Genomic DNA, 21,794 nt, shown 5'->3' on the forward strand with positions numbered 1-21,794 from the left:
GGCCGCAGGCGCAAAAAGATGAATGCGAAAGCCCGGCTTCGGCCGGGCTTTTTTCTCTGTACCGGATGATCGTCGCACATGCGGTTGAAGTTGGGCCAACGCGGGTGACAGTCGGATGCTGTATCATTCGCCTGCCGTGCCCGGAGGCGATGTGAAGACGGCTTGGGTACCGGCTTGATACGTGCGAGGCCGACAGCTTATGTGTCCCCATCACAAGCCTGCGAAAGCAACACGCCATATGCGCATCCTGTCCGACGCCTTCATTCCCGAACTTCCCAATCACTATCACGGCAAGGTGCGCGAAAACTACGATCTGCCGGACGGGCGCCGCATCATCATCGCCACCGATCGTTTGAGCGCGTTCGATACGATTCTGGCCTCGATCCCATTCAAGGGACAGGTCCTCACCCAGACAGCGCGCTATTGGTTCGAGGAAACCGCCGACATCTGCCCCAACCACGTGCTGGAGTATCCCGACCCCAATGTCGTCGTCGGCGCAAGGCTCGATATGCTGCCGGTCGAGATCGTCGTGCGCGGCTATCTGGCGGGAACCACCAGCACCTCGATCCTGACCAAGTACAGGAAAGGCGAACGGAGCTTCTACGGACACAGCTTTCCGGATGGGCTGCGCGACAATGAAAAGCTGCCCGAGGCGATCATCACTCCGACCAGCAAGGCTGCAGGCGGCGGCCACGATGAGCCACTGTCTGAAGCCGAGATTATCGAACAGCGGCTTCTCACGCAGGCGCAGTGGGACACCGTATCGCGCTATTCGCTGCAGTTGTTCGCCCGCGGCCAGCAGCGCGCCGCCGAACGCGGCCTGATTCTGGCCGACACCAAGTACGAATTCGGCACGGCGCCGGACGGCGCCATCGTCCTTGCGGACGAAATCCACACGCCCGACAGCAGCCGTTACTGGATCGCAGCGAGTTACAATGAGGCGTTCGAAGGCGGCGTGCGGCCGCAGAGTTTCGACAAGGACTTCATCCGGTCGTGGGTATTGGCGCGGTGCGACCCCTACAAGGAACCGATCCCAAGGATCCCGGACGAGATCGTCAATCAGGCCTCGGAGGTCTATATCCAGGCCTACGAGGCAATCACCAGCGCAAAATTCGTGCCCGACGTCTCCGGAGACACCGTGCTGGAACGCATCCGTTCGAATCTCGCGCGGTATTTTTAAGAGGGCCTTGGGCTGGCGGGAATGCGATGCCCGGGAATTCCCGGCTTTTGCACGCGGCTATTTTCGCTTACCCTCCCCCTATGTCTGCTTATGCCCGCGCAAGGCATATCTTCTCAGGCAGCGCCGCGCTGGCGCTGGCGCTTTGGCTGACATCAGCAGCTTCTCCCGCCGAGCCGGTCGATGTCGAACTGGTGCTGGCGGTCGATGTTTCACTCTCCATGTCGCCGGCCGAACTCGAGATCCAGCGCCATGGCTATGCCGCGGCGCTCACGCATGACAACGTGCTGAAGGCCATTGCCGACGGCGCTTATGGCAAGATCGCCGTCACCTATGTCGAATGGGCCGGCACCAGATGGCAGCGGGTCGTCGTGCCGTGGACTGTGATCGCCAATCGCGCCGATGCAGAGAGGGTGGTTGCGCAGCTCAATGCCAGTCCGCCGGACAGCGCGCGGCGAACCTCGATCTCCGGCGCGCTTGAATTCGGCAGCGACCTTTTCGCCGAAAGCGGTTTTCAGGGCACCAAGCGCGTCATCGATGTTTCGGGCGACGGACCCAACAACCAGGGCGCGCCGGTCGACATCACGCGGGACGAGGTGGTGAAACAGGGTATCACCATCAATGGACTGCCGCTGATGACGCGCGGCGGTTTCAGCGGTGCCTTCGATGTCGCCAATCTCGACCGCTACTACAGCGACTGCGTCATCGGCGGGCCGGGCGCCTTCATGATTCCGGTCAACGATTGGACGCAGTTCCCGGAAGCGATCCGCCGCAAGCTGGTGCTGGAGCTTGCCGGTCCGGCATCGCAGCGATGGGCGGCGGAAGAGGCGGATCATCCGCCGGTGGTGCTCGCCGACGACCGGCCGGCAGCCGATTGCTTGGCCGGGGAAAAGATGTGGCGCAATCGCGGCTGGATGCTGGACAGCCGCTAAAAGCAATTCCAGGAAAAGTGCGCAGCGGTTTTCCGTCTGGAGCGTTATACCAGCGCTAAGGTGGCGGCTGGACGATCAGGCGCGAGCTTGCTTCTGCGCGCGGCACGATGGCAAAGTGCCTGGGGCCGGCGGCATCGCTCGAAGTGGCTGAACAAGGAAGCATCATAATGAAACGCCTGCTCATTCCGACCGTATTTGCATCTCTGCTTTGCGCCGGGAGCGCCAGCGCCCAATTCTACGGCGAGGCGGCCTGCGTGCTGTTCGAGGACATCAATTTCCGGGGACGCTCGCTGGAGATGGGGCCTGACGACGCCGTCAATTTCCGCGGCGGCCAGTTCTGGAACGATCGTGTCTCCTCGGTGCTCGTGCGCCGTGGCTGCACGCTCGTTGCCTATGAGAATTCAGGCAGGCGCGGTCGCTCGATCGAACTCAATCGCAGGGTTCGCGGTTTCGGAGATTCCGGCTGGAACGACCGCATCTCGTCGGCCGAGTGCTATTGCGACCAATACTGAACACCGACGTCGTCCCGGATGATCTGCCACAACCGGTCAGTTCAAGTACGCTTGAGGAGGCTCCCGGTGCGCTGACTTGGACCATGGTCCATGACCGGTCCTGCTTCATTGACAAGCCTTTTGCGCTCTGTGAGACAATCTCCTCTCACCAGACAAAAAGGGGAACCATGATGAACAGGACCAGCATTCTCGCGGTGGCTTTGACGGCGGTCGTCGGGATGTCGGCGCCGGCTGCCGCTGCCACGTCGCTCACCATCGGTATCAGCGGATGGACCGGATTTGCGCCGCTGACTTTAGCCAAGCAGGCCGGCCTCTTCGAGAAACATGGGCTCGACGTCACGCTGAAGAAGGTGCCGCAGGCGAGCCGGCCGCTGGCGATTGCCAGCGGCGATCTGCAATGCGCTGCAACCACTGTCGAGACCTGGATGGTGTGGAACGCCAGCGGCGTCACCACCAAGCAGATATTCCAGCTCGACAAGTCCTACGGCGCCGACGGCATCGTCGTGCGCAACAACATCAAGACGGTCGCCGACCTCAAGGGCAAGAACGTCGCGTCGTCTGCTCCCGGCACGTCGCCCTATTTCCTGCTCGCCTGGGTGCTCAACAAGAACGGCATGTCGACCAAGGACGTGACGGTCGTCAACCTGGAGCCTGACGCGGCAGCGCAAGCCTTCCTTGCCGGACAGAACGACGCCGCAGTCACCTATGAGCCCTTCATTTCCGCAGTGCGCGACAAGACCGACCAAGGGCATATCCTAGCGACCACGCTCGACTATCCGATGGTGCTGGACACCGTCGGCTGCACGCCGGACTTCCTCAAGGCCAATCCCGATGCCGCCAAGGCGCTGGCCGACAGCTATTTCGACGCGCTCGACATGATCAAGAAGGATCCGCAAAAATCCTACGAGATCATGGGCGCCGACGTGAAGCAGTCGGCCAAGGAGTTCGAGGACTCGGCCAAGTACCTGAAATGGGCCGACCGGGAAGAGAACAAGCAGTTCTTCACGAAGGACTTCCAGGACTTCTCCAAGACCGCGGCGGAGCTGCTGCTGCAGATGGGCCTGATCAAGGAAGCGCCGGACGTGACGACGCTCGCCGACACCAGCGCGCTGGCCAACTGATCGCGCATCCCTCGATCGACGGCGGCGACAAGCCGCCGTTCCTTCTCCTTAAAGCGCGTCGCGATCTTTCAGATTCGCTCCCTGCGCTTTAGGTTTCTTGATTTTACGCATGTCTTTGTCCCGAAACCGGTTCCCGCTTTCGGGAGACATGCTTTAAGGACAGTGCCTGATGCTGCGTCCCTTGCATCCCGTTCCGCCGGGCACCCGAACCGTGCTCGGCATCGCCTTCTTTGTGCTCTTCGTGGCGTTCTGGGCGTGGATCACGCTGGGCGGCCATGTGAACCGGATCTTTCTCGCCGATCCGCCGTCGATGCTTGGCGACGGTTGGCGGCTTTTGGTCGAGGACCGCTTCTGGCTCGACATCCTGATCACCATCTGGCGCGTCTTCGGCGGCTTCGTGCTGGCTTCGATCGTCGCGGTGCCGATCGGCATCGCGATGGGCGCCTGGAAGCCGATCGAGGCGTTCCTCGAGCCGTTTGTGTCCTTCGCCCGCTACCTGCCGGCTTCGGCGTTCATCCCGCTGCTCATCCTGTGGGCCGGCATCGGTGAACTGGAGAAGCTCCTGGTGATCTTCGTCGGCTCGGTGTTCCAGATCATCCTGATCGTCGCGGTCAAGGTCGGCAGCACCAGGCGAGACCTGGTCGAGGCGGCCTACACGCTGGGGGCAACCGACAACGGCATCGTCAAACGGGTGATCATGCCGGCCAATGCGCCGGAAATCGCCGAGACGCTGCGGCTGGTGCTCGGCTGGGCGTGGACCTATGTCATTGTCGCCGAGCTGATCGGCTCGTCATCCGGCATCGGTTACATGATCATCAACAGCCAGTCGCGGCTGGCGACAGGGCAGATCATCTTCGGCATCATCGTGATCGGGTTGATCGGACTGTTGTCCGACTTCGCCTTCAAGGCGCTCAATCGCTGGCTCTATCCGTGGAGCCTGGCGTGAGCAAGCTTCTCATCGAAGGCGTTTCGCGAACCTTCGCCGGGGTGCGTGGCGGCAATCCGGTGCAGGCTTTGCAGCCCGTCGACCTTTCGGTTGCGGCCAATGATTTCATCACCATCCTCGGCCCGTCCGGCTGCGGGAAATCGACGTTGCTCCGCATCGTGGCCGGGCTGGAGGCGCCGAGCACCGGCCATGTGCTGCTCGACGGCAAGGCCGTCACCAGGCCCGGCCCGGATCGCGGCATGGTCTTTCAGTCCTATACGCTGTTTCCCTGGCTGACGGTTGCCGAAAACATTGCCTTCGGCTTACGCGAGCGGGGCATGCCGGAACGCGAACGCAACGAGATCGTCGCCTCCTATGTCGACCTCGTCGGTCTGAAGGGGTTCGAAAACCATTGGCCGAAGCAGCTTTCGGGCGGCATGCAGCAGCGCACGGCGATCGCGCGCGCGCTGGCCAACGACCCGGCGATCCTGTTGCTCGACGAGCCGTTCGGCGCGCTGGACAACCAGACGCGCGGTCTGATGCAGGAATTGCTGCTCGGCATCTGGGAGCGGCGCAAGAAGACGGTGCTGTTCGTCACCCACGATATCGAGGAGGCAATCTTCATGGCTTCGCGGGTGGTCGTGATGAGCGCGCGGCCTGGCCGCATCAAATCGGACGTGCCGGTCGACCTGCCGCATCCGCGCCACTACACGCTGAAGACCAGCCCGGAATTTTCCACGCTGAAAGCGCAACTCACCGAGGACATCCGCATCGAGGCGATGCGGACTGCGCAGACGCAGTCCGCCCAGGCAGCCGCCACCTGACTGGTTCAGGCGGCCAGCAACTGCTTGCGGTCGACGCGCTCCTGCTGCGGCGAGCGGGCATAGAGCTCGCGGTAGCATTTGGAGAAGTGCGAGGCCGAGACGAAGCCGCAGGCCACGGCCACCTCGACCACAGGCATCGACGACTGGATGAGCAGATGCCTGGCGCGGTCGAGCCGGATCTCGAGATAATAGCGGGCGGGGGATCGGCCCATCTCGGTGCGGAACAGACGCTCGATCTGCCGGCGCGACAGATCGACGTGATCGGCGATCTCGATCAGCGACAGCGGCTCGGCGAGATTCGCCTCCATCAATTCGATGATGGTCAGCACCTTGGAGTTCTGGACGCCCAGACGCGCCCGCAGCGGCAGGCGCTGGCGATCGGTCGGGCTGCGCACGCGGTCGGTCAGCACCTGCTCGCAGACACGGTTGACGAGGCTTTCGTCGAAGTCGTCGCCGATCAGCTTCAACATCATGTCGAGCGCGGCGGTGCCGCCGGCGCAGGTATAGACGTTCTGGTCGACCTCGAAGAGGTCGGCAAAGACATTGGCCTTGGGGAAGGCCTCCGAGAAGCCCGGCAGGTTCTCCCAGTGGATAGCGCAGCGTTTGTTGGACAAAAGCCCGGCAGCAGCCAGGATATGCGCGCCAGTGCACAGCCCGCCGACGGCGACGCCGCGATTGTATTCCTCGCGCAGCCAGGCGAAGGCCGACTTGTTGTGGTAGCGCTCGACATTGATGCCGCTGCAGACGATCGCCATGTTCGGCCTGTCTGGCCCGGCCATCTTCTTGCGCTCTTCCTCGAGCGAGGTGTTGACGGCGCATTCGACGCCGTTCGAGGCGCGCACCGGCTTGCCGTCGATGCTGGCCAGGCGCCAGCTATAGGCATCGTAGCCGAGCATCCGGTTGGCCGAGCGCAACGGGTCGAGCGCCGTCGCGAAGGCGATCATGGTGAAGTCGGGGACGAGGAAGAATACAAACGATCTCTTGATCGGGAGCTTTACGGCATTCACGGGAGACCTCACGCGGCCATGACGCGAACAGAATGTCGCTAATAGCATAGCGACATCAGGAAAAAGCATTCTTGTCAATCGGGTAGGCGGCTAAGTGAAGATTAAATTTGCGACACGGGTCGCAAATGGGCAATCGCCGATGGCGCGAGCCTGGAGATACCACCTCAGGTATCCAACGAACCGCGCCGTCAAAATGAAAACGCCGCCTTGGCGAGGCCCGGCGGCGTTGTGATCAAGTCGGGTAACGGCGCGCGGCCGTCCCGTCGAACGAGTGCTCAGGCAACGAAGCCGAGGCGGGCAGCGGCCATAGCGCCGGTCTGGCCGGGCATGGTCTTGGCAAGACGCTGACGCTCGAGAGCGGTCGTCAGGTTCATTTCGCGGCGGGTGAACAGGCGGGCAAAGAGCTTCATCATCATCTCCATTTGGTTGCTCAGACGGGTCGCCTTCGCTTGATGGAGTGGGGCAGCTCGTTTTTGCTGAGAGGTGATATAGGCTTGGTTCAGCAAAAACTAAATCGCAAAAACGAAGCGCTTGATATGAAAAGCGACATGGATTGCGACATATTTGGGCAAACTGCCCGAAATTTACGATTGTTTACAAGGCATTAAGTAGAACGGCGCCGTGTTATGCGAGTGGTTCATATGCGTCATGCAGCGGCCGCATGGCTGGAAAATTCGTTTGAGTGCAAACAAAAAGGCCTGCCGGGCTGATGCGGCAGGCCTTCAGCACTGAATGCACACTTTGTTACTTCGCTCCGGCCCAGGTTCCGACGCCGAGGCGCACACCGGTTTTGGCATCGGCGGCTTCCGGCCAGCCGATATCCTTCTGCAGCTCGATCGGCAGCGAATGGATTGCGCGTTCGGTCTGGTAGCGGGCGCGGGCGGCGCTGAATTCGGTCGCGAGCCGACCGATAGACGACAGGATAGACATTTTCATTCTCCTCGATTCGGGCAGGGAGGCACCCGGCAATGCGTTACGTCAGGTCTGCTTCAGCTTCATTTCATGTCGATTGCAGGTCCGTGTCGGGGTTGTTTCATGGCTGCTTTTGGCAGCATCCTGCATCGATCGAGTTGACTATGCGCCTGAAGTGATGTTCAATCAAACGAAATGGGATGATCGTTTGCATCAGAAAAATTGAAGGTAAGCTCCGATGAACGCCCCGCTCAACCATCCTCTGCCGCTGCTCGATCTCGATGTGCTGCGCACCTTCGTGGCGATCGCAGAGACCGGCAGCTTCACCACCGCCGCCAATGCGGTGTTCCGCACGCCCTCGGCCGTCTCCATGCAGATCAAGAAGCTGGAAGACATTCTCGGCCGCTCCGTCTTCGCGCGCGACGCGCGTTCGGTGACGCTGACCACGGATGGCGAGATGCTGCTCGGCTATGCCCGGCGGCTTCTGTCGATCAACCGCGAGGTGGTGTCGAAGTTCATCATTCCCGACATCGTGGGCGTGGTGCGGCTCGGCTCCCCGGATGATTATGGCGAGCGCGTGCTGCCGCATGTCTTGAAGCGCTTCGCGCAGTCGCATCCGTCGATCGCCGTCGACGTCACCATCGATCAGAGCAGCAATCTGCGCCGCCGCATGGACGACCGGGCGCTCGACATCACGCTGCTCACCAATTCCTACAAGACCAGCGCGCTCGGCGCCGAGGTGCTTTTGACCGAGCCGATCGTCTGGGCGGGCGCCAAGGGTGGCTGCGCGCATCTGCGCGAACCGCTGCCGGTGTCGCTGTGGGAAGAGGGCTGCGCCTGGCGGGCCGGCGCCCTGGAAGCGCTCGGGCGCGAGGGCCGCAACTACCGCGTCGCCTATATGAGCGCCCACACGGCCGGCCAGCGCGCCGCGATCATGGCCGACCTCGCCGTGGCGCCACTGCCAAAATCCTTCCTCGGCGACGATATGGTCGAGCTGGGCCAGAAGGACGGCATGCCAGATATCGGCACCTACAATCTCGCCATGGTGGTGGCGCCCGACGCCAGCGCGCCGGTGAAGGCCGTTGCCGATCACATCCGCGCGACGTTCGAACTGTTCCGCGAAACCGGCAGGTTCTGAGCTATTCGGCCGCCGGCGCAGGCCGCGCCGCGTAGGCAGTTCCGGTCAGGCGCGGTGCGCGGGCGCGCTGCGGTGTCGGTTCGCCGGTGAGGAAGTCGACGATGCTGTCGCGCGCGCGTCGCGCCTCCGGCATCTCGATCAGCGGCCAGACATGGAACATGCCTTCCTCATAGACCACGTCGACCTCGACGCCTGCGGCGCGCGCCCGTTCGGCGAAGATCAGATTATCGGGGCTGAGCAGGTCATGCGAGCCGGTGAGCAGCAGCGTCTTCGGCAGCACCGAGAGATCGCCATAGAGCGGGCTGATGCGCCAGTCGGAGCGGTCGATGCCGGCGCTGTAGAGCCGGATCGCCTCGAGCCCGCCGGAAATGCCGAGCCACGGATCGCGGCGCTCCGCCTCGAACACCTCCGGATTGGACAGCGACATATCGAGGCCGGGCGAGATCAGCACGTGGCGCGATGGTGCTGGGAGGCCTTTCTCGGCGCCCATCATGGTGAGCACCACGGCCATGTTGCCGCCGGCGGAATCGCCCATGAAGACGATATCCCCGGCATCGGTCTCTTCGAGCATGCGCCGATAGACGTCGCCCACCATGCCGAACATGTCATGGAAGTTGTGCTCCGGCGCGATCGGATAGATCGGCACGGTGACGCCGAAGCCCAGCCGCTCCGCCATCTCGGCAATCAGCACCCAGTGATAGGATGTCATCTGAAAGACGAAGGCGCCGCCATGCAGATAAAGGATGCGCCGGCTTTCGCCGGCCGTCGGCGCGATCTCATAAACGGGAAAACCACCGACACTGGTCTCGGCGATGTCGAGCCGCGCTTTCAGCAAGGCGGGCGGATGATAGTCTTCGGTCTTGCGGGCGTAGGCAATCCAGCGCTGCAGATTCTCGGGACTGGAAAAGGCCTTCTTGCGGCTGTGCCTAAGAATGAACGAGACGACGTGGCTTTTCAAACTAGGCATGCGGATACACGGACTTCGGCAGAGCCGACTAAGAGAATTCTCCCCACTATCCGAAGATTGGATCTCAGCTAAAAATGTCAAGGTTCGCCGGGCGCACATCGACGTGATGCGACGCCCTGATTCGATAGCAGGCGCGTCACCGACGCCCCGGCAGCAGCGCGGCGCGCAGCTTGTTGTCGCCGGTCGCCGAGGCCGCTTGCCGGCCCCGGCGTTTGCCGAGCAGCTTGCATTTGTCGGCGAAGGTCATCAGCGCGGCGTGCCAAGCAGCAGCTTGTGAAGAGCCGCCTGCGGGTCGCTCGGCGGCGAGGCCGGCCAGCCAATATCCTTCCGGGCATGCGCCGGCAGGTCGTCGAGCGCGCGGATCGCCTTGTTCCGTGCATGGGCCTGCCTGATGGTAACGCCAAAGCGGCTGAGGTTATCGAACATCGACATTTTCATCTCCCTTTGAAGAGCGGCGGCCGACAACTCATTTTTGCTGCATGTCCTTTCCCAAAACCGCTGAGCACTTTTGGGCGACATGCACGATCCCGGCCACCGTTCGATGGCCGCTGAATGCGCCAGGCATGTATCGAAAGGATTTCGCAAAAGCAGCGTTTCGGTTTCCGGATCGGGCGGATCCGGAAACATTTGCATGCAAATGAAATCGAAGGCGTACCGGTAAGAAGCAGGCCTATCCGAGGCCGCGCCGTGCCGCGCGCTCCTCGCGCGAGCGCCTGCGCGGGGTGGCATCACCCACGGCGCCGTCCTCGCTCGTTGCCTTGCGCGGCGGCAGCTTCACCACGGCTGCGAGCTTCGGGAACGGGTCCACCTTGTTCGGCAGCGCCATGGCATAGACGAAGTGCTCCTGGAACTTGGACTCCAGCGCCGTCTCGATCTTCTCGATCCTGCTCACGGTTTCCTCGATCTCGCGGCGGTAGCCCCGGTTGAGCAGCGCCATGCGCGCGCCGGCGCCGGCGGCGTTGCCGACGGCCGACACCTTGTCGAGGTCGCAGTCGGGGATCAGGCCCAGCACCATGGCGTATTTCGGGTCGATGAAGGAGCCGAAGGCGCCGGCGAAATGGATGCGGTCGACATGGTCGGTGTGCTGCTTTTCCATCAACAGCTTGGTGCCGGCATAAAGGGCTGCCTTGGCAAGCTGGATGGCGCGCACGTCGTTCTGGGTGATGGTGATCTTCGGCTCGCCATCCTTCAGCACGTAGGAGAAGGTGCGCCCGTTGGGGACGATGCGCGGTGAGCGCGCCGCGAGCGAGCCGTCGACGACGCCGTCTTCCGAAATGATGCCCGTCAGATACATCTCGGCGATCACTTCGATGATGCCGGAGCCGCAAATGCCGGTGACGCCGGTCGCCTGCACGCTTTCGGCAAAGCCCGGCTGATCGGACCACAGTTCCGAGCCGATAACGCGGTAGCGGGGCTCAAGCGTGTCGGGATCGATGCGGACGCGCTCGATGGCGCCTGGCGCGGCGCGCTGGCCGCCGGAGATCTCCGCGCCCTCGAAGGCCGGGCCGGTCGGGGAAGAGGCCGCGACCACGCGCGTCCTGTTGCCGAGCACGATCTCGGCATTGGTGCCGACGTCGACGATCAGCATCATCTCGTCCTGGCGGTGCGGGCCTTCCGACAGCGTGACCGCGGCGGCGTCGGCGCCGACATGGCCGGCGATGCAGGGCAGCATGTAGAGGCGCGCGCCCTGGTTCAGCTTCAGGCCGAGGTCGGAGGCCTTGATGCGCACGGCGCCGGAAACGGCGAGCGCGAAAGGCGCGCCGCCGAGCTCGGTCGGATCGATGCCGAGGAACAGATGGTGCATGATCGGGTTGCCGACGAACACCGCGTCGAGGATGTCGTTGCGGTGGACATTGCCTTCCGCGCAGACCTTGTCGACGAGGCCTGAAATGGCCTCGCGCACCGCGACCGTCATGCCTTCGCGGCCGTCCGGATTCATCATCACATAGGAGACGCGGCTCATCAGATCCTCGCCGAAGCGGATCTGCGGATTGGATGTGCCGGAAGAGGCCGCAACACGGCCCGACAGCAGCGACACCAGATGCATGGCAATGGTGGTCGAGCCGATATCGCAGGCGAGGCCGTAGGCCTCGTTCTTCAGGCCGGGCCAGAGCGCGATGACGCGCGCGATGTCGCTGTCGGCATCCTTGTGGATGGCGGCGGTGGCGGTCCAGTTGCCCTTGCGCAGGATGCCCTGCACCTGCGGCAGGAGATAGAAATCGAATTCGAGGTTCTTGAGGCCCCAGTCCTTCATCAAGGCGATCTTGAGCCGGTCGAGATCGCCGAGCGGCTTGTGCATGTCGGGCTCTTCGATCTCGACATAGCACATGCGGATCGCCGTATCGCGGGCGATGACCCTGGTGTCGGCGTCCTTGCGGATGGTCTGGGCGTTGATGACCGTGTCCTGCGGCACGTCGATGACGAGGTCGCCGAGGATCTGCGCCGAGCAGGAAAGGCGGCGGTGCTCGGGCAGGCCGCGCACGCGCTCGTAGCGCTCCTCCTTGGCGCCCTTGGGCGAGATGTGTTCGTTGGACGAGACGATCTTGTGCTTGGCGAAACTGCCTTCCTGCACCTCGATCTGGCAGCGCCCGCAGGTTGCGCGACCGCCGCACACGCTCTCGACATAAACGCCGAGCTGGCGCGCGGCATCCAACACCGGCGTGCCGACCGGGAACCGCCCGCGCTTGCCTGACGGCATGAACAGCACGAGCGGATCGGTTATGTTCGGGGGAGGGTTCATATGCGAATACCTCCCTCTGTCGAAAAAGTCACAATCTCTACCTTATGCCCTCGCCATGCGGGCTTCACGGCCGCCGCGGCGACGACCGCCTGCGGCAGCGCCATCGCCAGGGGCGGTGACCGCCACTGGAGCGGCAACCGCATGGCCGCCTTCGGCAGGCTTGTAGTCCTTGTAGGTCCTGATCCAGTTGGTGCAGTTCTCATCCGTGCCGTTCAGCACGTTGGCGCCGCGCACGGCTTCCATTTCCTGCGGACGGACCGGGTTCATGATGGCGCTGGTCATGCCGGCGCCGATCACCATCGGGATGAAGGCGGCGTTGATGCCGTGGCGGTGCGGCAGGCCGAAGGAGATGTTGGAGAGGCCGCAGGTGGTGTTGACCTTGAGCTCCTCGCGCAGGCGGCGAAGCAGCGCGAACACCTGACGGCCGGCATCGCCCAGCGCGCCGATCGGCATCACCAGCGGGTCGACGACAACGTCATGAGAGGGGATGCCGTGGTCGGCGCAGCGCTCGACGATCTTCTTGGCGACGGCGAAACGGACGTCCGGGTCCATCGAGATGCCAGTCTCGTCGTTCGAGATGGCGACCACCGGGACGTTGTATTTCTTGACCAGCGGCAGGATCGCCTCGAGCTTTTCTTCCTCGCCGGTTACTGAGTTGACCAGCGGACGGCCCTTGGCGACCTTCAGTCCAGCCTCGATCGCCGCGGTGACGGAACTGTCGATTGACAGCGGCAGATCGACCAGTCCCTGGACGATCTCCAGTGTCTGAACCAAGAGGCCCGGCTCCGTCTCATTCGGATTGACCGAGGTGACGCCGGCATTGACGTCGAGCATGGTGGCGCCGCAGGCGGCCTGCTCCAGCGCGTCCTTGATGACGGTCTCGAAGTTGCCGGCCACCATTTCGGCGGCGAGCTTCTTGCGGCCGGTCGGGTTGATGCGCTCACCGATCACGCAGAAGGGCTGGTCGAAGCCGATGACGATTTCTCGGGTGGCTGAGGCGACGATGGTGCGGGTCATGCGATCTCTCCGTCGGGATATAAAGAGTTCTTTATATCGTTATCTGATTTCGTTCAAGCGTATGTGTGTCGGCCGCGCCGTCAATGCGCGGTCTTCACCATATCCACCTGGGTTTCGGTAATCTCGTCGTGCAATATGTGGTCGAGCCGCTCGGCAACCAGCTGGTCGTCGCGGCGGATTTCGCGCTTCCAGGGCTGGCGGCCCTTCAGCACGCCCGATTCATCGACGATCTCGGCGACATACTCTTCCTGGCGGTAGGCCATCACATGGACGCCGGCGACGCCCGGAATTTCCTTCACCTCGTTGATGATGTCGATGCAGAGCTGCTTCCCTTCCTTCTTCTGGTCCTGCGCGCCTTCGAGCCGCTTGATCACCGCGTCGGGGATATGGATGCCCGGCACATTGGAGCGGATCCATTTCGCCGTCTTGGCGGAAGCGAGCGGCCCGACGCCGCACAGGATGAAGACCTTTTCCGTATGCCCCAAGTCCCGCGCGCTCTGCATGAAGGCTTTGAACATCGGCACGTCGAAGCAATATTGCGTCTGCACGAACTGCGCGCCCGCGGCGATCTTCTTGCCGAGATGGATCGGGCGGAAATCGTAAGGCGGCGCGAAGGGGTTGACCGCGGCACCGAGGAAGACCTGCGGCGGTGTCGTCAGCTTGCGGCCGGACAGGAACCTGCCATTGTCGCGCATGATGCGGATGGTTTCGAGCAGCGACATTGAATCGAGATCGAACACCGGCTTGGCGCCTGGCTGATCGCCGGCCTGGACGCCGTCGCCTGTGAGGCACAGCATGTTGGCGACGCCCATCGCAGCACCGCCCAGCACATCGCCCTGGATGGCGATGCGGTTCTTGTCGCGGCAGGCGATCTGCATGATCGGGGCATAGCCCATGCGGGTGAGCAGCGCGCAGATGCCGACCGACGACATGTGGCAGTTGGCGCCGGACGCGTCGACCGCGTTGATGGCGTCGACCCAGCCGTCGAAGATCTTGGCGCGGTTGTAGACGTCTTCGGGGTCGGCGCTGTCGGGCGGGTTGAGCTCGGTCGTCACCGCGAACTCGCCGCGGCGCAGCACGCGCTCCAGCCGGCCGCGCGAAGTGTGGCCGGGCAGGGGATCGAGCGGCAGGTGGATGCCGGCCGGGTTCTCGTCGCGCTGGCGGGCGATCATGCCGAAGCTCCGGGGTTCTGGTTCGTTTCACGAGCTGCCGCGGCCTGCGCCGTCACCCTGAGCCAGGCCGAGGTTTCGCGCAGCGACTGGTCGACCGGCTTCTGCACGTCGAGGATCTTGTCGCCGTGCACCATGTTGCGGGAGCCTTCCCAGGCCTTGACCCAGACGCAGGGCATGTCCGGCTCGACCTCGCAATTGCCATTGGCGCGCACGCCGCCGCAGGGGCCGTTGCGAAGCTGCTTCGGGCAGTTCATTGGGCACGACATGCCAGTGGAGGAGAGGACGCACTGGCCGCACATGCGGCAGTCAAACATGAAGCCCTTGACGCGCTTTTCGACGAACTTCACCGGGGCCTCGACGCGGCCATAGCCGATGCCTTTCCACAAAGGATGCAAAAGCAGGAAGACGTCGGCGAACCTGCTGTAGAACCATTCCAGCAATCGCGAGTGCCGGATCGACCACAATCTCACGGCAAAAGTTCGCTGGACCCGCCGCTGCGGCGACACGTCGGCAGGCTTGTAATCGGACTTCGGCGCTGCCTTCTTGACCAGAGTGGCCTGGGTGACCGCCGGCTGTTTCTCAGACATTTTCTTTCCCGCCAGCCTTGACCAGAGCGACCAGCCGCTCACGGTCATATTTCGCGTCGAGGTCCTGGTAAGCCTTCTCGACCTCGGCTTCGATGTCGTCGCCGACCGGAACCGGATCGGCCTTGCGCCATTCGGCCAGGTAGTCGTCTGTGCCGCCGGCGCCGGTGCGCATGGCGCACATGTCGATCGCCTCGGTGAAGCGCAGCGGCAGTTCGCGCTTGGCGTTCTGCCGGCCCTTCTTGACGATGACCTGCGCGGGGATGTCGCGCCAATAGACGACGATCAGATCGGCCATGAATTCTCAACTCCTCGATGTTTGGAGCATTGCCGCATGCGCCCTTGGGCCGCTTGTTATGGGACGACGCGCGCGCCTTCAAAAGCGACGCTGCTGGAGGTCGCAAACGAAAGGACGCGAGCCCGGATTGGGAGACGGCGTCTCCGTCATCGATGGCAAGGGGCCGGGGAGATGTCAGTCCTGCCACACAGGCCGTGACTCAGCGAGCTTTCGCAGTTCGGGGAGATCGGTCGGTGGGGACTTTGCCCACTCCTCGAACTTTTCCCAATCGGCAGCCGGGATCGTCACAACATGCCCGCCCAGCACCTGCATTTCGGCTGCCTCAATGGCCTTGCGCCGGATGAAGTCACTGAGATTGGTGTGCGCTTGACTGGCAGCAGCTTCAAGAATCTTACGTTCGTCAGAGGTGACGAGAATATTGATAGGGGCCATGATGGACATCGGCAGAACTCACTTCCTGTAGGACGGTAACATACAGGGCGACCGATTGAACGAGCCTACCAAACGCGCTTCGTCAGGCCGGTCCAGAGATAAAACCAGATCGTGGGGTGAAACCACTGCTTCGACGGCAGGTTGGGGTCGATCGTATCGAGCTTTTCGGCCAGCGCGTCGCTGACCGCCTCGACGCAGATGTCGCGCGAGAATGCGACCTGCCGCAGCGCGTAGCTGGCGATGGTGTCGCCGTGTTTCGGCTTGCCGCGCGCCTGCTTCAGCACGCCGCCGGTGTCGACGCCGGCATCGACCAGATGCACGGTGGTGCCGAAATTCTCTTGATCGCCCCAGGCCAGCGCCCAGTAACCGCCATTCATGCCGCGATATTTCGGGGCGATGCCGGCGTGATAATTGAGGACCGGGCAGGGCATCTTCGCGAGGGTATCTTTCGACAGCAGCCTGCAGCCGGCGAGCAGCACGACGCCCGGCTTGATCTTCCCGATCGCCTCAAGGCATTCAGGCCCGTTGGCGGACGGCACATGGATGATCGTTTGGCCGGGGCGAGGCTCCGTCTCGAGCTTCTCCTCGGTGATCATGCGCGCCGCATGGCCGACGAAGAACCGCTTGCCGAGCCTGGTCAGCACCATCGTGCCAAGCTGGCCGACGGCCGAGATCCAACCCTGGCGGTGTGCGCGGCCGAGCAGCAATCGCTTTTTGGATTCGGGCGCTTCGAGGACGACGCTGACAGGGCCGACGCGATCGGCAAGCGCGTTGACGATGGCCCAGATATGCGGGCCGCCCTCGGTGACGACCACGATCGGTCGTAGACTGGATTCCGACGCTGCCATGGCAAGCACCCGTTCTGAAAACCGGGCGGATGCTATGCGGGGCGGGTTAATCCTTGGTGTGACGCGACCTCAGCCAGACATGCAGGCTCTGCTCAGCGTTTGAACTCCATGATGTCGAGCTTCGATTCGTAATAGGGCGCGGGGAATTCGATGCGCCATTCGGTGGCGCTGCTGCGGAAGGCATAGCCGACCTGGTCGCTCTCGGGGCCGCTGCCATAGGGCTTGGCCTTGTCGTCATTGACCGAGAACGAGCCGAGGTAGATGGCGCGCTTCTCGCCGTCGTCGAAGAAGCGGCCCATGGTCCGCTGCGAGCCGCTGATCTTCTGCAGCCGCCAACCCGAGCCATCGTCGGTCACCTTGCACTTGAACCAGCCATAGATGACGAGCGGGCTGATACCGCCCGCCTTGATGGTGCGGCATTTCCAGTTGCCGGTCAGGTCCTTGTCGGAGAAGGCGACCAGCGGCTTGGCGAGCAGCGCATCGAGCTGTTTGACCTCGGTCGGATTGCCGGCCTTCGCCTCCTCGAGGGCGGCCTTGCGCGTGTCGCCATATTTGTCGAGCCGCGCCTTGTCGGCGGCGGTGATCAGCTTCTGCACCTCGCCGTCGGCATAGGCCGGCAGGACGAGGCCGATGAGGCCAAGAGCGGCGAGCAGCAGGCGAGGGGTCATGAATGGGTTTCCCGAATCGGTGGCTGGAACAGCGGTTTCTCAGTCTGGCGCACAACTTATCCGTTCGCGCACCGCTGTCATCCATGCTTAACAGCAGCCGGCGGAAATGACGGTGTGATCGATGCGTGTCTTGCTCACAGGATCGTCCGGCTGGCTGGGCAGCGCGCTTGCGCCGCGCCTGCGCCGCCTTGGCCATGAGGTGATCGGTCTCGACCCCGTTCCGTCGGCAGAGACTCAGGTAGTTGGCTCGATCGCTGATCGCGATCTCGTGCTGCGGACAGTCAGCGAGAACGGCATAGAGGCCATCATCCATAGTGGTGCCCTGCACAAGCCGGACATCGAGCGCTACCAGAATACCGATTTCATCGCGACGAATGTGCAGGGCACGCTCAACCTGCTGGACGCAGCGGTGGCGTCCGGTGTCCAGCGTTTCGTTTTCACCTCCACGACTTCGCTGATGATTTCCCAGGCGATCCGCGAAGGCTTCCAGGGCGGTGCGCGCAAGGCGGCCTGGCTGACGGAAGACATGTCGCCCGAGCCTCGCAACATCTACGGCGTGAGCAAACTCTCGGCCGAGCATCTCTGCCGCCTCTACCACCTTCAGCACGGGTTGCCGGTGGTGGTGCTGCGCACGGCCCGCTTCTTTCCCGAAGCCGACGACATGGCGCATGCGATCGAGCAATCCGACGCCAACACCAAGGCGAACGAGCTGCTGTTTCGGCGGCTGACTGTGGAGGACGCGGCCGAGGCGCATGTCGCGACGTTGGAGAAGGCGCCGAGCCTCGGCTTCGATATCTTCATCATCTCGGCGCCGACGCCGTTCCGGCCAGATGATTGCGCCGAGCTGATCGCCGATGCGCCGGCTGTCGTCGCGCGCTATTTCCCGGACTATCCCAGGCTCTATGCGAGGAAAGGCTGGACGATGTTCTCGTCGATCGACCGCGTCTACGATCCGTCGCGGGCAGGGCAACGGCTCGGCTTCGTCTGCAAGACGAGTTTTGCCGATGTGCTGACGGCGCTCGATGCGGAGGCGTGAGGGCGGTCAGGCGTGTGCGGCCGCCCGCGCCAACTCATTGGTCAGGTCGCCATAGCCGGTCGAGCGGCGCTCATAGGCGAGGCCGAGCAGGGCGGCGGCTTTCTCGGCAACCTTGTCCAGCTCCGGATCGTCGGTCTGGGCGAGATAGATCAGCTTCTCGTAATTGCCGAAATAGTCCTTGATCAGTTCGGGGTGTCGGTCGAGGCCGAGCGGCTTGATGAAGAAGGCATCGAACTGGCGGCAGAGGAAGTCGGTCATGTAGAACGACATCATGTCGTCGTCGGCGACCTTCGCATAGGCGTTCATGCCCTGGTAGAAGGCGAAGCAGTGCGGGCCTGCCATGCGCTCCACGCCATGCTTCTCGATCACGCGGTCGAGCAGGCCGCCGGTGCCGCAGTCGGCATAGCCGACGAAGATGTGCTTGTAGCCGTCCGCCTTGGCCTTCGCGATCGCCTTGTCCATCGCCGGTGCGATGCGGTCCGGATAGAAGTGGAACTCGGCCGGCAGGCAGGTCAGCTCGAGATGGTCGAGCTTTAGCTGTTGCTTGACGGCCAAAACTTCGCGCGCGATCATCCCGCAGGCGATGACGAGCAGCCTGTCTGTTTGATTCGGTTTCGTTTTTTGCGTTTTGACCAAGTCGGCCGGCTTTCGCTGCGGGGCTAATATCTGTCGAAGGAGACACCGTCCATGAAACTGCTACGCATCGCGCCGATGGCCATCCTTGCCTGCGCGCTTGCACTTACGGCCTGCGCCAACACCATTCGGGGCGTCGGCAAGGATGTCAAATCGACGGCAAGGGCGGTCAAAGACACGGTCAACTGATCGGCAGCCTCGTTCATCATCTGGGAACGAAAAAGCCGCGCTGCAAGGCGCGGCTTTTCTTGTCGGTCCATGCCGGGTGCCTTGGGATCAGGCCGAAGCGCGGACGTTGTGCTTGCGCTTCATGAAGTCCTTGGCGGTCTCGACCGCCACCGCCGCGTCGCGGCAATAGGCGTCGGCGCCGACGGCCTTGCCGAATTCCTCGTTGAGCGGCGCGCCGCCGACCAGCACGACATAGTCGTCGCGGATGCCCTTTTCCTTCATCGTGTCGATGACGACCTTCATGTAGGGCATGGTGGTGGTGAGCAGCGCCGACATGCCGATGATGTCGGGCTGATGCTGTTCGATCGCGTCGAGATATTTCTCGACCGCATTGTTGATGCCGAGGTCGATGACGTCGAAGCCGGCGCCTTCCATCATCATGCCGACAAGGTTCTTGCCGATGTCGTGGATGTCGCCCTTGACGGTGCCGATCACCATCTTGCCTTGCTTCGGCGCGCCGGTGGCGGCGAGCAGCGGGCGCAGGATGGCCATGCCGGCCTTCATGGCGTTGGCCGACAGCAGCACTTCCGGCACGAATAGGATGCCGTCGCGGAAATCCTCGCCGACAATGCGCATGCCTTCGACCAGCGCTTCAGTGAGCACCGTGTAGGGCTGCCAGCCGCGCTCGAGAAGGATGTTGGTGCCTTCCTCGATCTCTTCCTTCAGCCCGTCATAGAGGTCGTCGTGCATCTGCTGCACGAGCTCCTCGTCGGAAAGCTCGGAAAGGATGATCTCGTCGTCGGACATTTTTTCTCGGGCTCCTTGCTGCTCGGAATGCTTGCTGCAGCCTAAAATCGATGCGCCAATACCTAACCCGCGAGGGCAAGGTAGCCATAGCTGATTTGCGACTTCCCGCAAAAGGAAAGCGACTGAAAAGTTGGCGCTTTTCTTGTCGATTTTGCGACAGGCGTTGGCGCTGGCTGGCCGTTTCGAATAGGGTGCATGGCTACGATCCGGCAAGAAGCGGCGACAAACAGGGCCGCGAGCCAATCCAGGCCAAATCCATAGGAAGAACGATCATGAGCGATAACGCGTCAGTGGAGCAGGAAGCGTCGGGCGGAAGACGCGGACGCGGCGCCAGCGGCGGCGCGGCGGCACGCCGGGCGGCCCGTTCGGGCGGCGGTCCGGGCACGCAGCTCACCTACATCAAGCGCAAGATCAACGTCTACGAGGTCCTCGACGAGGAAGGCCTGGCGCTGATCGAGAAGAACACCGACACGGTGCTGGAAGAGATCGGCATCATTTTCCGCGACGACGCCGAGGCGCTCGCGCTCTGGAAAGAGGCTGGCGCCGACGTGAAGGGCGAGCGCGTGCATTTCCCCAAAGGCCTCTGCCGCTCGCTGCTCAAGACCGCGCCCTCCATCTACACCCAGCATGCGCGCAATCCCGAGCGCTCGGTGCAGATCGGCGGCAATGCGACGGTGTTCGCGCCGGTCTACGGCCCGCCCTTCGTGCGCGACCTCGACGGCAACCGCCGCTACGCGACGCTCGAGGATTTCCAGAATTTCGTGAAGCTCGCCTATATGGCGCCGTCGATCCACCATTCGGGCGGCACGGTGTGCGAGCCGGTCGACGTGCCGGTCAACAAGCGGCATCTCGATATGGTCTATTCGCACATCCGCTATTCGGACAAACCGTTCATGGGCTCGGTCACCGCGCCAGAGCGGGCGGAAGACACCGTTGCCATGGCCAAGATCGTGTTCGGCGACGACTTCGTCGAGAACAACACGGTGCTGACCAGCCTGATCAACGCCAACTCGCCGATGGTGTTCGACGAGACCATGCTCGGGGCGCTGAAGGTCTACTCGCGCCACAACCAGGCCTGCATCGTCACGCCTTTCATCCTGGCCGGCGCGATGAGCCCGGTGACGGTCGCCGGCACGCTGACGCAGGTGCTGGCCGAGGTGCTCGCCGGCGCCTCGTTCACGCAGCTCATCCGCCCCGGCGCGCCGGTGCTGTTCGGTACCTTCGCCTCGTCCATCTCGATGCAGTCGGGCGCGCCGACCTTCGGCACGCCGGAGCCGTCGCTGGTCTCCTATGGCGCCGCACAGCTCGCCCGCCGTCTCGGCCTGCCGTTCCGCACCGGCGGCTCGCTCTGCGCCTCCAAGATTCCCGATGCGCAGGCGGCCTATGAGAGCGCCAACACGCTGAACTCGACGATCCTTGCCGGCACCAATTTCGTGCTGCATTCGGCCGGCTGGCTCGAGGGCGGCCTCGCCTCCTGCTACGAAAAGTTCATGATGGACATCGACCAGCTCGGCATGCAGCAGAAGTTTTCGGAAGGTGTCGACCTGTCGGAAAACGGCCAGGCGATGGATGCCATCCGCCAGGTCGGCCCGGGAAGCCATTATCTCGGCTGCGACCACACCCAGGCGAATTTCCAGACCGCCTTCTACCGCTCCAACGTCGCCGATAACAATTCCTATGAGCAGTGGCTGGCCGAAGGCCAGAAGACGGCGCCGCAGCGCGCCAACGAGCTCGCCCGCCGCTGGCTGGAAAGCTACGAGGCGCCCCATCTCGATCCGGCGATCGACGAGGCGCTGAAGGACTTCATCGCCAGGAAGAAGGGCTCGATGCCCGACGCCTTCACTTGAAAGGAGCCCGAGTCAGGCGGGGCTAAAGT

At 63.1% G+C, this 21,794-nt stretch carries 24 protein-coding genes and 1 pseudogene; 10 read left to right on the plus strand and 15 right to left on the minus strand.

Translation table 11 applies throughout. The features are described 5' to 3' along the window. The first annotated feature begins 238 nt into the window (after positions 1 to 238). The 6 genes from EJ070_RS22270 (at position 239) to EJ070_RS22295 (ending at position 5,491) form a co-directional block, all read left to right on the plus strand. Positions 239 to 1,180, plus strand: coding sequence for a phosphoribosylaminoimidazolesuccinocarboxamide synthase (locus EJ070_RS22270; RefSeq protein ID WP_126093278.1), 942 nt, complete (start codon positions 239 to 241; stop codon positions 1,178 to 1,180). Between the two features lie 80 nt (positions 1,181 to 1,260). Then, positions 1,261 to 2,109, plus strand: coding sequence for a DUF1194 domain-containing protein (locus EJ070_RS22275; RefSeq protein WP_126093279.1), 849 nt, complete (start codon positions 1,261 to 1,263; stop codon positions 2,107 to 2,109). Positions 2,110 to 2,276: 167 nt separating this feature from the next. Further along, complete coding sequence (locus tag EJ070_RS22280) at positions 2,277 to 2,621, plus strand: peptidase inhibitor family I36 protein (protein ID WP_126093280.1); 345 nt, start codon at positions 2,277 to 2,279, stop codon at positions 2,619 to 2,621. A 170-nt stretch (positions 2,622 to 2,791) separates the two neighbouring features. Then, a complete protein-coding gene (locus EJ070_RS22285) occupies positions 2,792 to 3,742 on the plus strand; it encodes an ABC transporter substrate-binding protein (RefSeq protein ID WP_126093281.1) in 951 nt (316 codons plus the stop codon). Positions 3,743 to 3,911: 169 nt separating this feature from the next. Further along, on the plus strand, positions 3,912 to 4,688 hold the full coding sequence (locus tag EJ070_RS22290) for an ABC transporter permease (protein ID WP_189350002.1): 777 nt from the start codon (positions 3,912 to 3,914) through the stop codon (positions 4,686 to 4,688). Beyond that, on the plus strand, positions 4,685 to 5,491 hold the full coding sequence (locus tag EJ070_RS22295; RefSeq protein WP_126093282.1) for an ABC transporter ATP-binding protein: 807 nt from the start codon (positions 4,685 to 4,687) through the stop codon (positions 5,489 to 5,491). The genes EJ070_RS22290 and EJ070_RS22295 overlap by 4 nt, the downstream gene beginning before the upstream one ends. Before the next feature lie 5 nt (positions 5,492 to 5,496). Here the strand turns inward: EJ070_RS22295 and EJ070_RS22300 are convergent, their stop codons facing one another. The 3 genes from EJ070_RS22300 to EJ070_RS22310 form a co-directional block, all read right to left on the minus strand. Further along, positions 5,497 to 6,435 (minus strand): GlxA family transcriptional regulator, encoded by a 939-nt coding sequence (locus tag EJ070_RS22300; protein WP_348627521.1) that lies wholly within the window; start codon positions 6,433 to 6,435, stop codon positions 5,497 to 5,499. Positions 6,436 to 6,773: 338 nt separating this feature from the next. Beyond that, on the minus strand, positions 6,774 to 6,908 hold the full coding sequence (locus EJ070_RS37475) for a hypothetical protein (protein ID WP_095791071.1): 135 nt from the start codon (positions 6,906 to 6,908) through the stop codon (positions 6,774 to 6,776). 334 nt (positions 6,909 to 7,242) lie between these two features. Next, positions 7,243 to 7,428, minus strand: a complete 186-nt coding sequence (locus EJ070_RS22310) for a hypothetical protein (protein WP_126093284.1) — start codon at positions 7,426 to 7,428, stop codon at positions 7,243 to 7,245. 220 nt (positions 7,429 to 7,648) lie between these two features. Here EJ070_RS22310 and EJ070_RS22315 point away from each other — a divergent pair, with 220 nt between their 5' ends. Continuing rightward, complete coding sequence (locus EJ070_RS22315; RefSeq protein WP_126093285.1) at positions 7,649 to 8,548, plus strand: LysR substrate-binding domain-containing protein; 900 nt, start codon at positions 7,649 to 7,651, stop codon at positions 8,546 to 8,548. A gap of 1 nt (position 8,549) precedes the next feature. Here the strand turns inward: EJ070_RS22315 and EJ070_RS22320 are convergent, their stop codons facing one another. The 10 genes and pseudogenes from EJ070_RS22320 to EJ070_RS22365 form a co-directional block, all read right to left on the minus strand. Then, positions 8,550 to 9,515, minus strand: a complete 966-nt coding sequence (locus EJ070_RS22320) for an alpha/beta hydrolase (RefSeq protein WP_126093286.1) — start codon at positions 9,513 to 9,515, stop codon at positions 8,550 to 8,552. Between the two features lie 246 nt (positions 9,516 to 9,761). Beyond that, a complete protein-coding gene (locus tag EJ070_RS36365; protein ID WP_127299399.1) occupies positions 9,762 to 9,947 on the minus strand; it encodes a hypothetical protein in 186 nt (61 codons plus the stop codon). Positions 9,948 to 10,185: 238 nt separating this feature from the next. Continuing rightward, a pseudogene (locus tag EJ070_RS22330) lies at positions 10,186 to 12,359 on the minus strand (ASKHA domain-containing protein). Next, positions 12,298 to 13,272, minus strand: a complete 975-nt coding sequence (locus tag EJ070_RS22335) for a methyltetrahydrofolate cobalamin methyltransferase (protein ID WP_126093289.1) — start codon at positions 13,270 to 13,272, stop codon at positions 12,298 to 12,300. The pseudogene EJ070_RS22330 and the gene EJ070_RS22335 overlap by 62 nt, the downstream one beginning before the upstream one ends. 80 nt (positions 13,273 to 13,352) lie before the next feature. Beyond that, positions 13,353 to 14,444, minus strand: coding sequence for a methylenetetrahydrofolate reductase (locus EJ070_RS22340; RefSeq protein WP_126093290.1), 1,092 nt, complete (start codon positions 14,442 to 14,444; stop codon positions 13,353 to 13,355). Continuing rightward, positions 14,441 to 15,031, minus strand: coding sequence for a methylenetetrahydrofolate reductase C-terminal domain-containing protein (locus EJ070_RS22345; RefSeq protein ID WP_126093291.1), 591 nt, complete (start codon positions 15,029 to 15,031; stop codon positions 14,441 to 14,443). Before EJ070_RS22345 ends, EJ070_RS22340 begins: the two co-directional genes overlap by 4 nt. Beyond that, positions 15,024 to 15,326, minus strand: a complete 303-nt coding sequence (locus EJ070_RS22350; protein WP_040969819.1) for a virulence factor — start codon at positions 15,324 to 15,326, stop codon at positions 15,024 to 15,026. The genes EJ070_RS22345 and EJ070_RS22350 overlap by 8 nt, the downstream gene beginning before the upstream one ends. 174 nt (positions 15,327 to 15,500) lie before the next feature. Beyond that, positions 15,501 to 15,767, minus strand: coding sequence for a DUF1778 domain-containing protein (locus EJ070_RS22355; RefSeq protein WP_126093292.1), 267 nt, complete (start codon positions 15,765 to 15,767; stop codon positions 15,501 to 15,503). Between the two features lie 56 nt (positions 15,768 to 15,823). Then, positions 15,824 to 16,606, minus strand: coding sequence for a formyl transferase (locus tag EJ070_RS22360; protein WP_126093293.1), 783 nt, complete (start codon positions 16,604 to 16,606; stop codon positions 15,824 to 15,826). A gap of 92 nt (positions 16,607 to 16,698) precedes the next feature. Next, positions 16,699 to 17,274, minus strand: coding sequence for a DUF4893 domain-containing protein (locus tag EJ070_RS22365; protein ID WP_126093294.1), 576 nt, complete (start codon positions 17,272 to 17,274; stop codon positions 16,699 to 16,701). Between the two features lie 121 nt (positions 17,275 to 17,395). Here EJ070_RS22365 and EJ070_RS22370 point away from each other — a divergent pair, with 121 nt between their 5' ends. After that, on the plus strand, positions 17,396 to 18,310 hold the full coding sequence (locus EJ070_RS22370) for an NAD(P)-dependent oxidoreductase (RefSeq protein WP_126093295.1): 915 nt from the start codon (positions 17,396 to 17,398) through the stop codon (positions 18,308 to 18,310). 6 nt (positions 18,311 to 18,316) lie between these two features. Here the strand turns inward: EJ070_RS22370 and EJ070_RS22375 are convergent, their stop codons facing one another. Next, complete coding sequence (locus tag EJ070_RS22375) at positions 18,317 to 18,946, minus strand: DUF1638 domain-containing protein (RefSeq protein ID WP_126093296.1); 630 nt, start codon at positions 18,944 to 18,946, stop codon at positions 18,317 to 18,319. A gap of 51 nt (positions 18,947 to 18,997) precedes the next feature. On the opposite strand from EJ070_RS22375, the gene EJ070_RS22380 reads away from it, so the two are divergent. Beyond that, positions 18,998 to 19,132: an entericidin A/B family lipoprotein gene (locus EJ070_RS22380; protein ID WP_036258641.1), complete on the plus strand. Its 135-nt coding sequence runs from the start codon at positions 18,998 to 19,000 to the stop codon at positions 19,130 to 19,132. An 87-nt stretch (positions 19,133 to 19,219) separates the two neighbouring features. Here EJ070_RS22380 and EJ070_RS22385 read toward each other — a convergent pair whose 3' ends face one another. Continuing rightward, on the minus strand, positions 19,220 to 19,918 hold the full coding sequence (locus EJ070_RS22385) for a B12-binding domain-containing protein (RefSeq protein ID WP_040969813.1): 699 nt from the start codon (positions 19,916 to 19,918) through the stop codon (positions 19,220 to 19,222). Positions 19,919 to 20,190: 272 nt separating this feature from the next. On the opposite strand from EJ070_RS22385, the gene EJ070_RS22395 reads away from it, so the two are divergent. Then, positions 20,191 to 21,765 carry a trimethylamine methyltransferase family protein gene (locus tag EJ070_RS22395; protein WP_126093297.1) on the plus strand — a complete coding sequence of 525 codons (1,575 nt, stop codon included), beginning with the start codon at positions 20,191 to 20,193 and terminating at the stop codon, positions 21,763 to 21,765. Positions 21,766 to 21,794: the final 29 nt, after the last annotated feature.

This window comes from Mesorhizobium sp. M1E.F.Ca.ET.045.02.1.1, assembly GCF_003952485.1.
GTDB lineage: Bacteria > Pseudomonadota > Alphaproteobacteria > Rhizobiales > Rhizobiaceae > Mesorhizobium.

What these genes read in the sequence shown, in the direction of transcription:
- EJ070_RS37475 (WP_095791071.1), bottom strand. Translation starts at nt 6,908, where the DNA reads ATGAAGCTCTTTGCCCGCCTGTTCACCCGCCGCGAAATGAACCTGACG.
- EJ070_RS22285 (WP_126093281.1), top strand. Translation starts at nt 2,792, where the DNA reads ATGAACAGGACCAGCATTCTCGCGGTGGCTTTGACGGCGGTCGTCGGG.
- EJ070_RS22310 (WP_126093284.1), bottom strand. Translation starts at nt 7,428, where the DNA reads ATGTCTATCCTGTCGTCTATCGGTCGGCTCGCGACCGAATTCAGCGCC.
- EJ070_RS22335 (WP_126093289.1), bottom strand. Translation starts at nt 13,272, where the DNA reads ATGACCCGCACCATCGTCGCCTCAGCCACCCGAGAAATCGTCATCGGC.
- EJ070_RS22380 (WP_036258641.1), top strand. Translation starts at nt 18,998, where the DNA reads ATGAAACTGCTACGCATCGCGCCGATGGCCATCCTTGCCTGCGCGCTT.
- EJ070_RS22355 (WP_126093292.1), bottom strand. Translation starts at nt 15,767, where the DNA reads ATGTCCATCATGGCCCCTATCAATATTCTCGTCACCTCTGACGAACGT.
- EJ070_RS22315 (WP_126093285.1), top strand. Translation starts at nt 7,649, where the DNA reads ATGAACGCCCCGCTCAACCATCCTCTGCCGCTGCTCGATCTCGATGTG.
- EJ070_RS22340 (WP_126093290.1), bottom strand. Translation starts at nt 14,444, where the DNA reads ATGATCGCCCGCCAGCGCGACGAGAACCCGGCCGGCATCCACCTGCCG.
- EJ070_RS22300 (WP_348627521.1), bottom strand. Translation starts at nt 6,435, where the DNA reads ATGATCGCCTTCGCGACGGCGCTCGACCCGTTGCGCTCGGCCAACCGG.
- EJ070_RS22275 (WP_126093279.1), top strand. Translation starts at nt 1,261, where the DNA reads ATGTCTGCTTATGCCCGCGCAAGGCATATCTTCTCAGGCAGCGCCGCG.
- EJ070_RS36365 (WP_127299399.1), bottom strand. Translation starts at nt 9,947, where the DNA reads ATGTCGATGTTCGATAACCTCAGCCGCTTTGGCGTTACCATCAGGCAG.
- EJ070_RS22280 (WP_126093280.1), top strand. Translation starts at nt 2,277, where the DNA reads ATGAAACGCCTGCTCATTCCGACCGTATTTGCATCTCTGCTTTGCGCC.
- EJ070_RS22320 (WP_126093286.1), bottom strand. Translation starts at nt 9,515, where the DNA reads ATGCCTAGTTTGAAAAGCCACGTCGTCTCGTTCATTCTTAGGCACAGC.
- EJ070_RS22270 (WP_126093278.1), top strand. Translation starts at nt 239, where the DNA reads ATGCGCATCCTGTCCGACGCCTTCATTCCCGAACTTCCCAATCACTAT.
- EJ070_RS22360 (WP_126093293.1), bottom strand. Translation starts at nt 16,606, where the DNA reads ATGGCAGCGTCGGAATCCAGTCTACGACCGATCGTGGTCGTCACCGAG.
- EJ070_RS22290 (WP_189350002.1), top strand. Translation starts at nt 3,912, where the DNA reads ATGCTGCGTCCCTTGCATCCCGTTCCGCCGGGCACCCGAACCGTGCTC.
- EJ070_RS22345 (WP_126093291.1), bottom strand. Translation starts at nt 15,031, where the DNA reads ATGTCTGAGAAACAGCCGGCGGTCACCCAGGCCACTCTGGTCAAGAAG.
- EJ070_RS22350 (WP_040969819.1), bottom strand. Translation starts at nt 15,326, where the DNA reads ATGGCCGATCTGATCGTCGTCTATTGGCGCGACATCCCCGCGCAGGTC.
- EJ070_RS22365 (WP_126093294.1), bottom strand. Translation starts at nt 17,274, where the DNA reads ATGACCCCTCGCCTGCTGCTCGCCGCTCTTGGCCTCATCGGCCTCGTC.
- EJ070_RS22395 (WP_126093297.1), top strand. Translation starts at nt 20,191, where the DNA reads ATGAGCGATAACGCGTCAGTGGAGCAGGAAGCGTCGGGCGGAAGACGC.
- EJ070_RS22370 (WP_126093295.1), top strand. Translation starts at nt 17,396, where the DNA reads ATGCGTGTCTTGCTCACAGGATCGTCCGGCTGGCTGGGCAGCGCGCTT.
- EJ070_RS22385 (WP_040969813.1), bottom strand. Translation starts at nt 19,918, where the DNA reads ATGTCCGACGACGAGATCATCCTTTCCGAGCTTTCCGACGAGGAGCTC.